The 15,755-nt window shown below is 35.7% G+C and carries 10 protein-coding genes; 4 read left to right on the top strand and 6 right to left on the bottom strand.

All coding sequences use genetic code 11. The features are described 5' to 3' along the window. Positions 1-88: 88 nt before the first annotated feature. Positions 89-1,861: an SLC13 family permease gene (locus tag ACFIN0_RS01155; RefSeq protein ID WP_375606437.1), complete on the bottom strand. Its 1,773-nt coding sequence runs from the start codon at positions 1,859-1,861 to the stop codon at positions 89-91. Between the two features lie 354 nt (positions 1,862-2,215). On the opposite strand from ACFIN0_RS01155, the gene ACFIN0_RS01150 reads away from it, so the two are divergent. Both ACFIN0_RS01150 and nhaA read left to right on the top strand, forming a co-directional pair. Next, entirely contained in the window at positions 2,216-3,922 is a 1,707-nt protein-coding gene (locus ACFIN0_RS01150) for a hypothetical protein (RefSeq protein ID WP_375701743.1), read from the top strand. 148 nt (positions 3,923-4,070) lie between these two features. After that, positions 4,071-5,432: a Na+/H+ antiporter NhaA gene (gene nhaA / locus ACFIN0_RS01145; RefSeq protein ID WP_375610070.1), complete on the top strand. Its 1,362-nt coding sequence runs from the start codon at positions 4,071-4,073 to the stop codon at positions 5,430-5,432. A 1,211-nt stretch (positions 5,433-6,643) separates the two neighbouring features. On the opposite strand, the gene ACFIN0_RS01140 is transcribed toward nhaA, so the two are convergent. After that, positions 6,644-7,900, bottom strand: coding sequence for an aspartate kinase (locus ACFIN0_RS01140; RefSeq protein ID WP_375701742.1), 1,257 nt, complete (start codon positions 7,898-7,900; stop codon positions 6,644-6,646). Between the two features lie 189 nt (positions 7,901-8,089). On the opposite strand from ACFIN0_RS01140, the gene ubiG reads away from it, so the two are divergent. Beyond that, a complete protein-coding gene (gene ubiG, locus ACFIN0_RS01135) occupies positions 8,090-8,833 on the top strand; it encodes a bifunctional 2-polyprenyl-6-hydroxyphenol methylase/3-demethylubiquinol 3-O-methyltransferase UbiG (RefSeq protein ID WP_375701741.1) in 744 nt (247 codons plus the stop codon). Positions 8,834-8,850: 17 nt separating this feature from the next. Here the strand turns inward: ubiG and grxC are convergent, their stop codons facing one another. Further along, positions 8,851-9,108: a glutaredoxin 3 gene (gene grxC / locus ACFIN0_RS01130; protein WP_375606442.1), complete on the bottom strand. Its 258-nt coding sequence runs from the start codon at positions 9,106-9,108 to the stop codon at positions 8,851-8,853. A 46-nt stretch (positions 9,109-9,154) separates the two neighbouring features. Next, on the bottom strand, positions 9,155-9,940 hold the full coding sequence (locus tag ACFIN0_RS01125) for a ComF family protein (RefSeq protein WP_375606443.1): 786 nt from the start codon (positions 9,938-9,940) through the stop codon (positions 9,155-9,157). Between the two features lie 196 nt (positions 9,941-10,136). Here ACFIN0_RS01125 and ACFIN0_RS01120 point away from each other — a divergent pair, with 196 nt between their 5' ends. Next, a complete protein-coding gene (locus ACFIN0_RS01120) occupies positions 10,137-11,015 on the top strand; it encodes a methyltransferase domain-containing protein (RefSeq protein ID WP_375701740.1) in 879 nt (292 codons plus the stop codon). A 7-nt stretch (positions 11,016-11,022) separates the two neighbouring features. On the opposite strand, the gene ACFIN0_RS01115 is transcribed toward ACFIN0_RS01120, so the two are convergent. Further along, positions 11,023-12,378: an L-cystine transporter gene (locus ACFIN0_RS01115; RefSeq protein WP_375701739.1), complete on the bottom strand. Its 1,356-nt coding sequence runs from the start codon at positions 12,376-12,378 to the stop codon at positions 11,023-11,025. A 1,951-nt stretch (positions 12,379-14,329) separates the two neighbouring features. Then, on the bottom strand, positions 14,330-15,703 hold the full coding sequence (locus tag ACFIN0_RS01110; protein WP_375701738.1) for a glutamate--cysteine ligase: 1,374 nt from the start codon (positions 15,701-15,703) through the stop codon (positions 14,330-14,332). Between the last annotated feature and the right edge of the window lie 52 nt (positions 15,704-15,755).

Below are 15,755 nucleotides of genomic sequence, written 5' to 3'. Positions count from 1 at the left end.
ATTTTGCCAAAGAAAGTGTATCCCTTCAATTTATCTTTATACAATTAATAACCTTTTGTAATAGATACTCAAAGCTTCTGAAAATATCTTATTGTAATGGCCAAACCCACATAAGCATTGGAACAGCAATAATAACGATCAACACCGCCAATGGAGCACCCAAACGTGGATAATCACTGAAACGGTATCCTCCTGGCGCCATCACGAGCATATTGCTTTGATGTCCGATAGGTGTAAGGAACTCACAACCTGCACCAATTGCAACAGCCATTAAAAAAGCTTCAGGCTTATAATGGAGAGAATGAGCAAAACTTGACGCAATTGGTGCTACCATCATCACTGTTGCTGCATTATTCAAAAATGGCGTAACCAACATAGCTGTCACCAACATAAGCGCTAAAGCACCGGATGGCGGGAAAAATATTGCCAATTGGCTCAACCATTGACCAATGAGCTCCGTACATCCTGTTTTCTCTAACGCTTCACTCACTGGAATAAGAGCCGCTAATAGTACTAATATTGGACCATCTAATGCCTGATACAAATCACGCGCTGGCAAAACACGAAAGATCACCATTGCAGCAGCAGCAGAAAAGAAAGAAAAAGCAACTGGAACAATATGAAAAGCTGTAAAAATAATTGCTATAAATAAAATAGCCAAAGATATAAAACCATGTCGTAAATTTCCAAACACAATATTTCGTTTTGCTAGGGGTAAGCATTTCAATTCCCTTAACAAATTTGGAATAACTGCATCCTGTCCTTGCAAAACAATCACATCTCCAAGATGGAAAATAATATCATCAAGTCTTCCCCGCACCCTTTCATGCTGACGACTTAACGCAAGCAAATTTACATTATAGCGATCAAATAAGGAAAACTCTTTCGCACTAATACCGATAAGAGGTGAATTATGGGTAATGACGGCTTCAATAATATCAATATCACTGTCCTTATCACCTGCAGCAATAGTTCGCCCTTTAGAAAACTCTAAACGAGCAGAGTTCATCACGCTATCTAACCCTGTATGTGATCCTTCCAGCAAAATAATATCATTTTCAGACAAAACAAAATCTGGTAATGGTGAAATAGATACTTTGTTTCTGATGATTTGAATCACCATAACATCACCACTTGATGGCTTAACCAAATCAACAATATTTTTTCCCACAATCGGTGAATTTATTGGAATATGCACTTCTGCAACATAATTACGAATATCAATGGCATCATCAAACGATACACCTGAACGCACACGCACAGGCAAAAGCCAATAAAAAAGAACCAAATATAAAACACCAGCCGTCGCAATAACCGCACCAACTGGTGTAAAATCAAACATCGTAAAAGGTGTTCCTGCTAAGCGTTCTTGCATCGCTGAAATAACAACATTGGGAGATGTTCCTATCTGTGTCATAAGCCCCCCCAATAAAGAACCAAAGGCCATGGGCATCAAAAAGACAGAAGGAGAAACCTGAGAACGACGAGCAAACTGAAAAGCTATCGGAAGCATAATAGCCAAAGCACCAATGTTTTTAACGAACATTGATAACACGACAACAGAAATAACCAAAAAAGCTAATTGAAGACGCACCGATTTCACATCTGGCCATACCCGTTGAATAATAAATTCCATTATACCAGAGCGCGATACGGCCGTACTGACAACAAACACACTCCCCACGATAATAACGATATCATTACTAAAACCGCTAAAAGCTTCCTTCGGACTGACAAGACCAAGAGCACAAGCTATTAATAACGTACAAATAGCAACAAGATCATAACGAAATCGATCCCAAATAAAAACAACCATCATGAGACCAATGATCGAAAAAGCCATTATTTGATTTTCTGTCATAACACTTACCTCTCCCCATTAAATTATAATGAACAAGAACATATTTTTTATGTTTTAAATATTCCTATAAACAGCAGCAAGATAAAAGCAGACATCGAAATATTTTAGGATAATTTTAAAGTGATAAAAAATTATGATGCGCATAAACTTGCCTCTCCTTATTATGCGTGCTTTTCTATAAAGTGCTGAACCCAAAGAAAATTGATAAAAGTTGATAAAGCTATATTGCAAAAAAGATGAGAATAACTCTAATATAGAGCGTAGATAATTGTTGAAACTGGTACACGCTATATTTAAACCTTTGTCGTTGCTTAAAAGAATTTATCTTCACTCTCAATTCAAAGAGTGATAAAAATGAAAGAAGAAAGAATGGTCAATCTTAATAGTGGGTATCAAAGTAACCTCAGATATTGGCTCACTTGCATTATTGGATTTGTTGCTATCTTGGCAATTATAATGGTTGGTGGATTTTATATTGCAAAACCCTATCTTGACAGTTTTGTAAGAAAAGAAATAGCCCGTCATTCCATAAAAGCCGAAACATCTGAAGTAAGCATTCTAGGTAAAATCAATTTGAAGAATGTGACAATACCTGTTCCAGCTGGTACATCACTTAAAATTGGTGCCATTTCTGCCCGTCCTCCTCTTTCCTTTATTCCTGGAACTTTCACACTCTATAATGTTGATTTAAAGCATAATAATATTCATGTGCAAATTCCCCAAATTTCTCTTCGAAGTGTATCTTTAAAAGAAAAAGATAGAACACTCTCATCACATCTTTTACAAACAATGATGCGTATTGAGCTTTCCTCAATTATTGCTCCCAATATACAACTTTCTATAGAAAATAAAAATAAGCAAATAGAAACGGTTGAAGTCAATAATTTCCAGCTTTCTGATTTTAGAAATGGCCATATCCGTTCAGTTAGTATCAAAAGTATGGATCTTAAAACAGTTGCAGTCAATGGTGCCAAACAGATGCAGATTATGGCTAAAAGTGATACAATAAAAGCCCATGACATCGACATCAACTACGCCTATTCTATCATCTTTGGAAAAAACAATACTCTCAATCAAGGTAAAACCGTTACTGGTCCCATTGCTCTGAATAATATAAGCGTTGATATTTTTGAAGAAGCAGAAAAAAACAGCTCTTTCTTTCTCCAACAGTTTAAAACATCTGGTTTAAAGATGAAGCCACTTGAACAAACTCCTGAAAAATTGATCAAAGCTTATCTTAATGCAAAAAAAGAGAATAATAAAACCGCTGAAAAAATAGCACAAAATGGTCTACTTCTAAACATATTGCTCGCCATTACCTCAGCCGATGCCAAAGTTGATAACGTCACCGTTGATATACCACAGTTGAAAGCAACACTCGAATCATTCCAATTCAAACCAAGCTTGTGGAAACAACCTATCCCTAAAAAACTTTTTCTTTCCCTCAATAACCTTTCCGTTTTACCTAAAAAAATGAATGAAAAAGACTTAGAACTCTTCAAAAATTTGAACTTTGAGCGCTTTAATATTTCAGGAAAAATTGATATTTCTTATGATGAAAAAAAACGTATGCTCCTTCTTGATGCAATGTCTTTCGATATGAAAGACGTTGGATCTGGGTACATATCAGCCAAGGTTATTGATGTTGATGAAAAGCTTTTTTCTGGTCAGAAAAATGTAATGATTGCTGCTTCTCAAGACCTTGGCATCAATGAAATCGATCTACAATATAAGGATGCAGGTTTCATTGATAAGCTTTTTTCTTATCTTGCGCAAACTCTTAATGACAGCAAACATGATCTTAAAAAGGAACTCTATGACGATTTCTATCTAATGATGACGCAGACCCCTAACATTCTGTTAAAAAATCATGACGAAGCAGAAAAAATTTCAAAATCCTTAGGTGAATTTGCTAAAAATCCGCAAACATTGAGTGTTAAAATTAAAGCAAAAGATAATAAAGGGCTCACAATAATTGATCTCGAATCTGCTTTACAAAATGATCTATCCAAGGCTTTAAGCAAAGTAGATCTCACTATTAAAAATGAAGCATCGCCTTGAACATTTTGTGCTTTAAACATGATGATCTTGTCTATAAATTAAGAACTTTATTCCTCTTTTTGCTTTTATATGATACAGAAGGCTTCACACAGAGTCATTTACATAAGAGAATATAGAATTATAAAATTGTCGATACTTGGAGTTGTTCATGTCTGATTTATCTTCAAATCGCTTGCCTAATCGCGCTTCTCGTGTCACCAATCAAGCGCTTTCTGCTATCGAGCGTTTTCTCCATATTGAAGCTCTTAGTGGTATTGTTCTTTTATTAGCTGCTGCTTCTGCACTCATTTTTGCCAATTCTAAATATGCTGATCTCTATGAATCTTTTTGGCATACACCTCTTGGTTTTAATTTGGGGCACTTCACTCTTTCATGGGATTTGCATTTTTGGGTTAATGATGCCCTTATGACTATTTTTTTTCTCGTTGCAGGAATGGAAATCCGACGCGAGATTCATGAAGGTGCTCTTTCCGATTTTAAACAAGCAATCTTACCAATTGTTGCTGCAATAGGGGGCGTTTGTTTCCCTGCAATTATTTATTTTATCTTCAACTTTAATGATGGGCATATACATGGTTGGGCCGTACCAACAGCAACAGATATTGCCTTTGCTCTCGGTATTCTTGCTCTTCTTGGAAAAAAAATTCCTTCTAATCTTCATATCATTCTTCTATCACTCGCGATTATTGATGATATTATAGCTGTTCTTATTATTGCTTTTTTCTACTCAACAAACATTGATCTTAGTGGTTTAATGATTGCAGGAGCTGGTATTGCTCTAGTGCTATTCTTTCAATGGATTGGACTTGCATCAGCATGGCTTTACATTTTACCTGGTGCAATCATCTGGTGGGGTTTAATGGTAACAGGCGTTCATCCATCACTTGCTGGTGTAATTTTAGGGATGATGACTCCCGTTTTTCCTACTCGGACTCTTGTAGCGCCACTCACCACGCTCAGCAATGCTATGCAAATTCTTCAAGAAAAAAATATTAAAACAGATCTCCATCATATTTCAACCGCATTGAAAAAAATGCGCAAAGGACAGCGTGCCATAATTGCTCCAGTAACCCGTGTTCAGAAAGCATTGCATCCATGGGTTGCATACGGTGTAATGCCGATTTTTGCCTTTGCAAATGCAGGAGTAAGTTTTGCAAACTTTGACCTTTCTTCCGATAAATCATTCTTGATTGTTCTTGGTGTTGTTATTGGGCTTTTCATCGGTAAGCCGCTTGGCATTATCACCGCCAGTTATCTAGCTGTAAAATCAGGTCTATGCCGCCTCCCTCCTCATATGACATGGACAGGTATTTTACTCATTGGTTTTTTAGCAGGAATTGGCTTTACAATGTCTATCTTTGTTTCAATGCTTGCTTTTAAAAATATTATCCTTCTTGATGCTGCAAAAATTGGAGTACTTTGTGGCTCTGGTTTATCTGCTCTTATCGGTCTAGGATATGGATTTATTTATATTAAGCGCAATAAAGACGTTGCTCATAGTTCCCAATAAACTAACTAAAAATAGACTTTTATACGAGCTTTTTAAAAAGTGATTCTATTCATTTGTTGGATTTGGACAATATTGAACGTAAAAGCCGTTGTTTTACCTCATCTTTACATCTATGAAGATGTAAACTGATATCATCATACTATTTGCCAACCTCTCATGTTGCAACAACTCTTGACACTTGAGAGAATTCATAAGAGACGTTTTTATTCCTTTTTTCAATAAAGTTCACTCACATACCAGTCCCACTTGTAGCGTACACAGAAATAATTTTAATTGATTTAATATAAAGGGATTTGTGATAGGAGAAGCGATCTTTCGTCAAAGCTATTATCCACTATGAAGAAACAATGAATTCCTATTATAAATCAATATGTTATATTTAATTATAACGAAAAAATAAGAAACAATAATTAATAGTAATGTAAATAATATATCTTCATTTGAAGCTATCATTAAGATCTTGGCTACTCAATGCACATGAATAAGGTATATTGAGTTAATCAACACAAAATAACTTTCTCACACATAACTGTGTGTATAAAAATCATAGAGAGTTGTTTCAAACACCTTAACTCCATCATCACAATTTTTACAAGCTGCTGTTTTTATAATAAAGTATATAGACGTTAATTTATTGAAATAATATAAGTTTTTTACAGCCCTTTATAGGCCCAACAGTTCTTCCATCCTCACCTATCACTTATAACGTCAACATAGCAAGCAGACCCAATAATTAGTTAAGTAATCCCGTAGCTCATTTTTCCAACAAATCCATCTTTTCGTTACTGACTTTATTGTCGGTATTATCAACAGCTTTAATCCTAGCCTTCTTTAAAAAACATATTATTTTTTGGGTAAATATATTTTTAAGGATCATTTGTCGTCTTATCACTCGGGTAAGAAAGCAAAATACCGGAAGGTTTTCTTATTTCAAAGCAAAAGTTGCACAATATTGGAAACTGAAAATAGCCTTGGTGCGGCTCGCTTTCTCCTTTATAAGCGTAAAGATGAGTAGTGATTTTTACCTTTACGACTTCATAGTCTCCCAGAGTTAAACTGTCTTCCCGTTTTCAAGATCATGAATAAGTTTAAAATGAGAGCATTTTGCTGTATTGAATAGTTCTCATTTAAGTTCAAAATATAAGTTATCCTTAATAAAAATTATTAATATATATTGATGTCATTGAAACTTTATTGGAACTAAAAAATGCTCACCCCTTATCAAGAGCATAAACAGCATGTAATGTTCTAACCGCAAGTTCAGTGTAAGCACTATCAATCAAAATAGAAATTTTAATTTCTGAAGTCGTGATTGCTTGAATATTAATACCCTTTTCAGCCAAAGCCTTAAAAGCTGTAGCAGCAACACCTGCATGGCTGCGCATTCCAATACCAATCACAGAAACCTTGGCAAGATCGCTTTCAAATTGGAGAACATCAAATCCAATTTCTTTACGATTTTTCTCAAGAAGAGCAACGGCTTTTTCTACATCTGCTGATGGTACAGTAAAAGTCATATCAGTTTTTGAGCCATCTTCAGAAATATTTTGCACAATCATATCAACATTAATGCGCTCTTCAGCCAAAGGGCCAAAAATTGCTGCCGAAATCCCTGGACGATCAGCAAGCCGACGAAGGGAAATTTGTGCTTCATCCTTAGCAAAAGCAATACCAGTAACATTTTGTTGTTCCACAATTTCATCCTCATCGCAAATAAGTGTTCCAGAAGAACTCATTGGATCCTCCATGCCTAAAGCATCAGGATCCTCAAAACTTGAACGCACAAAGGTACGAACCTTATGAACCATTGCCAATTCAACAGAACGAACCTGTAAAACTTTTGCACCAAGAGAAGCCATTTCCAGCATCTCTTCAAAAGCTACCTTTGGTAAACGACGCGCTTTCGGTTCTATACGTGGATCCGTTGTATAAACACCATCCACATCCGTATAAATATCACAGCGATCAGCTTGTACAGCCGCTGCTATAGCAACAGCACTTGTATCTGATCCACCACGTCCTAAGGTAGAAATCCGATTATCCGGAGTTACCCCCTGAAAACCAGCAATAACAGCAACCTGACCTTCCTGAAAACGCTCTATTAAAAAAGATCCATCAATATCAGTAATACGTGCACGGCCATGCGCATTGTCTGTATGAATAGGAATTTGCCAACCAAGCCATGAACGTGCATTCACCCCCATTGTTTTAAGTGTCAAAGCCAACAAACCAGAAGTAACCTGTTCACCAGCAGCAACCACAACATCATATTCACGAACATCTCTATGTATAGGCGAAGCATCACACGTCCACTGAACAAGTTCATTGGTTTTACCAGCCATCGCAGATACGACAACGGCAACCTCATTGCCTGCATCAACCTCTCTTTTGACATGCCGTGCAACATTATGAATACATTCAATGTTTGCTACAGATGTTCCACCAAATTTCATGACAATGCGCGCCATTAATAATACTCTATCTTTACATCTCTTATCTCAAACGGTAATGAGAATAAGATGCTCTATCAACCAATCATTTACTCGACATAGCGAATATCTATCATTTGTGCAAGTTTCATTATGATTATATTAATTTCTCTTGACTTTTTATAAAATCTACTTGACGTGATCATTAAAAAATAAAAGGAAAGCAAAATGATAGATAAAATGCGGACAACTATTGATCAAAGTGAAATTGATCACTTTTCACGTATTGCTACAGAATGGTGGAATCCACAAGGAAAATTTCGACCTCTTCACCAATTTAACCCAACACGCCTTGCTTACATCAGAGAAAAAATCTGTTTAGAGTTTAATCGTGATCCTGTTTCACTTACACCCTTTGACAATTTGAAAATTCTTGATATTGGCTGTGGAGGAGGCTTGTTATGTGAACCAATGGCACGTCTTGGCGCTATGGTCGTAGGCGTTGATGCTTCACAAACGAATATTGAAGTCGCAAAAATTCATGCAGCCCAAAATGATCTTTTAATTGATTACCGTACCACTACGGCAGAAGCACTCGCCAATGAAGGAGAAAAATTTGATATCATCCTTAATATGGAAGTTGTTGAACATGTCGCTGACGTTAATCTCTTCATAGAAGCTACAGCAAAAATGCTGAAACCACAAGGGTTGATGTTTGTCTCGACACTCAACCGCACATGGAAAGCATGGGGGCTTGCTATTGTAGGGGCTGAATATATCCTACGTTGGCTTCCTAAAGGAACACATGATTATAAAAAATTCCTAAAACCTCTAGAACTTAAAAACTTCTTATCAAAAAACGCTCTGACAATCATTGATGAGATAGGTATTACTTATAACCCATTAAACGACAGCTGGAATCGCTCAAAAGACATGGACGTTAACTACCTCCTTCTCGCAAAACGGTCTTAAGAATATCTCATTTACAACTATTGTATGCCTTGTAATAAAGAATTGAGCTTTCCCTCAGCCTCTAAAGCATAAAGATCATCACAACCGCCAACGTGATAATCACCTATAAAAATTTGCGGAAATGTATTACGTCCATTTGCGCGCTGTACCATTTCTTGGCGACGGGATGTAGAAGCATCAATATCTGTATATTTTACGCCTTTTTTATCAAGTAAATCACGAGCTTTTATGCAATAAGGACAACCGGGGCGTGTATAAATTATTATCTCTTTCATAATAGTTTCCTCCAATATTTTTTATAATATTCACTTCAAGTTTCTCTTAAGAAGAGGGATAAATAGAATCTTCTTTGAGGACACGCGAAAATGTTAGCACATCAACCTGTCGTGCACCTGCATCTTTTAATGCAGAGGCTGCTGCCGTAACTGTTGCACCCGTTGTAAAAACATCATCAATCAGTAAAACAGAACATCCTTTAAGGTATTTTTTAACCTTATGCGAAACCTTAAAAGCATTTTTTACGTTAAGTTTTCTCTCTCTTGAAGAAAGACTAACCTGCGGACGGGTATGCCGACAACGAACAAGCCACCCCGGTTTTAAAAGCTTTTTTTGTGATTCTGCAATATAACGTGCAAGCTCAGCAGATTGATTATAACGCCTCTCCCAAAAACGACGAAAATGCAATGGAATGGGGATAATAACATCACAATCATCAATAACCTCGCGTCCAGCAAACATCATCCACTTGGCCATAAATGATGCCAATTCTATATGATCACCATATTTTAAACGCGTTACTAAAGTTCGTGCAAGCCCCTTATGAACAATGACCGAGCGAACACGTGAAAAAGGATAAGAATTACGAAGTGCTTCACCACTGAGAAACCCCTCCCCCATATCACAAACAAAAGGAGTCCCCATAACAGGACAATAAGGTTTTGTGATAAATTGAAGTTCTTTCCAACATTCGGAGCAAATCGTACCATAAGTAGAAACATTTTGCTTACATCCAGGACAAATTGGGGGATAAAGCATTGTTTTCAAGCGTTCAATGCATTTACTTAGTATATCGTTGCTATTTAACGCCGCTTCTCGAAAGTACAACATTATAAATCTAGGCTTTTACAAGTTCCCTGTAGAACAAAAGTTCCTTTGTATTTCCTCAATTTATAATTTTAATTCCTTTAAAAACTCTTACCTTCTATAAATTTATTTTCTTTCATATTATAAACTTGACAGAGCTTGCACAAATAATGAACCTTTTCAAAATATATTCTTTCATAGAGAGAAAGTGTTCTACAATATGTCGCATCCTTTAATTTTTGATCATAACCGCATTGAACAATTCCGCAAACGCGCTTTCCAAAAAGCAAAAAAAGGATATGACTTTTTACTCTCTCACATAGCAGAAGATCTCTATAAACGTCTTAGTACTGTTGATCGCCTCTTTACATTAGCTCTCGATTTACACAGCCATACAGACCTTGCTGCGCAAGCTTTAATGAAGTCTGGAAAAGTTTGTTCCATAGAACGTATTGAAACCGATATGCTTTATCAAAGCCATGATAAAAAATTTCATTTACGTCATCGAGAATTTCTTGATTTACCTCAAAGTTACTGTGACCTTATTGTTTCACTTCTTTCATTACAATTGACCAATGATACCCCTGGTGTTCTAAGCCAGATAAAAAATACTCTTAAACCAGATGGCTTATTTCTTGCTGTTATGGCAGGAGCTGGTACATTAAGAGAATTGCGCGAAAGCCTGCTGCAAGCTGAAAGTGAAATTTATGATGGAGCAAGCCCTAGGGTCTACCCTTTTGCCGACATTCGTGATGCAGGCGCTCTTTTACAGCGTGTTGGCTTTGCCCTTCCTGTAGCAGACGTTGAAGATATCACAATACGTTATAATACAATGTTTGATCTTATGCACGATCTTAAAGCTATGGGAATGCAAAATGCACACATAAATCGTTCACGACGCCCTGTATCCAAACGTTTTTTTCTCCGCGCAGCTGAAATCTATGCACAACGATTTAGTGATCCTGATGGACGTATTCGTGCACACTTTTCTTTCATCTGGCTCTCTGGTTGGGCCCCTCACCCCAATCAACAAAAACCCCTACAACCTGGTTCAGCGCAAATATCTCTTACAGATGTTTTACAATCTAAAAAAACATAACCTAAAATCATTTTTTTAAAATACTTTTATCCGTTGTTCGTAACATTTGACTGGTAATTGTTCCAGCTACCATTGAATCGCTCACGTTTAGAGCAGTACGTCCCATATCAATTAGCGGTTCAATAGAGATGAGTACAGCAACCAAAGTAACAGGAAATCCCATAATTGGTAAAACAATCAATGCAGCAAAGATAGCCCCTCCCCCCACACCAGCAACACCAATAGAACTCAACGTTACAATCCCAACAAGCGTAGCAATCCAAGTAGGATCAAGAGGATTAATACCCATAGAGGGTGCAATCATGGTCGCAAGCATCGCTGGATAAAGACCGGCACAACCGTTTTGTCCAATTGTTGCCCCAAAAGAAGCTGCAAAACTCGCAATGGATTGCGGGACTCCTATCCACTGCGTTTGCGCTTCAATATTCAAAGGAATACTTGCAGCACTTGAACGACTGCTAAAAGCAAATGTTAAAACCGGTAAAACCTTTTTGAAAAAACGAAAGGGATTAATCCCAGAAATGCCAAGCAGTACACCATGAATACCAAAAATTAAGATAATACCGACATAAGAGGCAATAATAAAAACCAGTAAATTTAAAATATCTGAAATACGTGATATCGCTCCTACTTTCGTCATAAGAGCAAAAATACCATAAGGCGTCAAAGCAATCACTATACGGACCAACCGCATAATCCAAGCTTGTGCCACTTGAATAAATAAAAGCGCGTTTTCTCCTTTTTCTGGCTCATCTTTCTTTAAAAGAAGAACCGCTGCACCTAAAAATGACGCAAAAATCACAACACTGATAATTGACGTACGTTTAGCTCCACTCAATTCAGCAAATGGATTTTTAGGAATCATAGACAAAATCATCTTTGGTATATTCATATCTCCAAGTTGAGAAATATGACCTTCAAGAATAGCAGAAACATTTTGCCCTTCATGCACCAAACCATTTGCTGTTAATCCAAAGAAATTAACCACAAGCACGCCAACCAATGCTGAAAGAGCCGTTGTAAAAAGCAATATTGAAATTGTTATTATACTCATCTTTCCAACAGCATAAACAGAATGTAAATGAGCAACCGCTGAAACGATAGAGACAAAAACCAGTGGCATAACAATCATTTGTAACAATAAAATATAGCCTTCACCAACAATGTTAAACCATTCAACGGATTTCAATAAAGTGCCTTCACCCTCTCCATAAACACACTGTAAAATACTACCAAAAATCAAGCCAAGGATAAGCCCTAGCATAACACGGAGTGAAAGACTCCATTGCATTCTCTTACTCTGAGCAATCCACAATAAAAAAATAACAAATAGAAATAAATTGATAAAAAAATTAAATGTCATTGTCTATGCCCAGTCTATATCCACTATTGTTTATGATTGATGTAAATAACATACATACCTCAAAATCAATGCATGATATTTGAAAGTTAAAGTATAAAACTTACAAGGTTTTTACAAAACCATTATTTTTCAATTTATAGATTAAAAGAGAATTTTTTATCTACTAATAAATGTTTAAAGAAAATAAATAAAATTATTTTCCTATTATTTAAATTTATACTCTCATTAAATAATTTAAAAAGAGAAATATAAACAGCACTCATAGCATCTTAATACTGAATAACTCCAACATATCTTATCACTCTCTTTTGCTCTTTGAATTGAAAAGAGCTTTCCAAACAATGGTTAATTAATAATCGAACATTCATAACTTTTCTGAAAAATACAAGATCAAGCCACTCTTGCCAATTTTATGGACGGCACTCTCAACAATTTTGATCAGCACTTCAAATATAATTATTTTATGGATAACACCTTTTACACATTCTTTCTCTGCTCTCAATGGAAGCTTTTTTGTTTTTCGAAATTCTCTTTATAGACATGAAAATATGCCCTCTCAATAACAAAAAAATCTCAAATGTGAAGACTTCGAAAACCACAATACCTATAAAATGCAATACAACTAATAATATAAAACATTACTCAACACACCCTAAAACACAATACCAACAAAAATACCATATATCCTTTTGATATAACAAAACTAAATGATATCAATCGTCATCATAGACGTATTTAATATCGGTCTATTTATTGAAGATAAGGAGTTAAATTACTCATGAAGCGTACCATAACATTTATTGTTGTATCTTCTCTATTGATACTTTTGTTTGCTGTATTAATATCATTTGGATATACTAAAGTGAACGATTTGAATCCGTACAATGAACTTTATCAGTCAAAACCATAAAGACTTAGAATATCATGAAAAAAAGGAAATAGCAAAAGAAGTTATAAAAGTCTTTCAAAGTAAGACAAAACCTGTTACATCTGTAGAATATGATAAGGTATGATATTTAAAAATATTTAATAGAACTACAAATTGAACCTCCACAATTGGATATTTTAAAGCATTATCACACAATACTTGCCTTTTGTGGACGTTTTGCTGTTGTTTGGCAAATAATCCAAAGATGAAGATCTGCTCACTAATCAAATACAATACTCATTTGATTCATTGAAAAAAGATGTTTTTCTCGCAAAACTTGCAGAAGACTTTCATGATCTGATGGCTGAATATGGAAAAAAATTTCTAGATTCTCCAACTCCCATTAACCGAAAAGAACAAATTATGCGTCCAGAGAAAATAATAACATGTCATTTCCTTACCCGTTTTAAAAATACAGCTATTGTCTGCATAATGACAGCGTAATTATATCGTATAATGATAAAAAAAGGGATAAGAATCCTTATAAGATCTGGCTAATAAAAAATGGAAGCAACAAAAAGTTAAGCAGCCCACTCTATGTTTAGCGAACAAAATAAGTATTTGCAGCTTGCCTGTACAACAACTAAATTTTTGTATTTTGTTCCACATAAAAAATACTTCATATTCATATAAACATCGTATATTGAATGATAATAATTTAATATTGGATAAGATTATTAAACACAAATAATATTTTTATTCCTTTATTAAAAAGTGAAAAATATTGTTTTCAGACTTATTCATAAGCGTGATGAGCCAAGTGGATAAAAATATTTGATAACAAGCTAAATATATCTCTTATGATCCATCTCTAAGATAAAGATACAAGATTGAGGTTACGGAAATATCGTGACAGTATTAATCTGGATATAAAAATAACAGGGACTAAGAGATCTTTGTATTGTATCATTTACGAGACAATGTTGAAAGCAAGGGGAAATATTCTTTCTAAGATAAGTGAGTGAATGAGCCACCACAGTGATATGCATTTTTTAAAAAGTACAAAATGTCTTTGCCTCAAATTTAATAAGCACATTCTAAAAATACAGGTTCTACAGACTCATTCCAAATAGAATAGTAATAGGACAACAATTTTTCAGCATCTGTTTGCCCCATTGCAACAACCTCTTCTAAAGGATTAAGAAAATTTGTTTCATCAAAACCATTCGCATCATACTGTTTGCGATTTTTTAGGCCCTTGCGTGCAATAGCAAGGGCTTGACGTGCTAATTCTAACAGAATGGTTTGACGAAAAGGAGTTTTTAACCCCTCTTTTGGAACGCGTTGGCGCAACTCTAAAACTTCTTCAAAACACCAATCTTTTGTCAAAGCCTCCGCCTCATTAAGTGCTTCTCTATCATAAAGAAGCCCAACCCAAAAAGCTGACAACGCACAAATACGCTTCCAAGAACCACAATCCGCTCCTCTCATTTCTAAAAATCTTTTTAAGCGGACTTCAGGAAATAACGTTGATAGGTGATTAATCCAATCTCCCATATTTGGAATTGAATTTGCAACTTGTCCTTTTAATGCTCCATTCATAAACTGACGAAACGTTATATGTGTACAATCATAATAACGACCATCACGAACAACAAAATACATTGGAACATCAAGGGCCCATTCAACATAATCAGCAAAACCAAAACGCTCAGAAAATATAAAAGGGAGAACGCCTGTCCTCTGATTATCCGTATTACGCCAAATTTCAGAACGCCAAGATAAAAAGCCATTTGGACGTCCTTCTGTAAAAGGTGAACTTGCAAATAATGCGGTCGCAATGGACTGTAACTTCATAGATACTTGCATTTTTTGCCGCATATCACTTTCAGATGAAAAATCAAGGTTAACCTGAACTGTTGATGTGCGATACATCATATTAAGACCATTATACCCCACTTTCGGCATATAATCAGTCATTATCTGATAACGTGACTTAGGCATTTTAGGCGTTTCAGCCAAAGTCCACTTTGGACTAGCTCCAAGACCTAAAAAACCTATACCTAATGGTTCTGCAATTTTTTTGAGAAGAGTTAAATGCTCCATCAACTCGTAATATGTATGGCTTACTGATTTTAATGGTGCACCAGATAATTCAAATTGTCCCCCAGGTTCCAAAGAAATGGCTCCCTGATCAACTGATCCTACGAGCCCAATAATATTCTCTTCATCTAAAATAGGTTTCCATCCTAAGGCGCTTTGCATCCTCTCTAAAAGCGCTCGGATTCCCCTCTCTCCTTCATAAGGAACAGGAAGAAAACCATCTCTATAAAACGGAAATTTTTCATGTTCTGTACCAATACGCCAATCACCTTCTGGTTTATACCCCCCTTGGAAATAGCTAACCAAGGAATCTAAGTTATAAATTTCACTTTCATCGGTTATATCAAGCGCCATAACTTATCATATCCTATCATCGGTATCATCGTCTTAAATGAATTGTTTAGAA

Origin of the sequence: Bartonella sp. AA89HNZF (genome assembly GCF_042196905.1) — a bacterium.
Lineage (GTDB): Bacteria > Pseudomonadota > Alphaproteobacteria > Rhizobiales > Rhizobiaceae > Bartonella.
The sequence above is the reverse complement of the archived record's forward strand: the minus strand, read 5'-3'. Positions and strand labels throughout refer to the sequence as shown.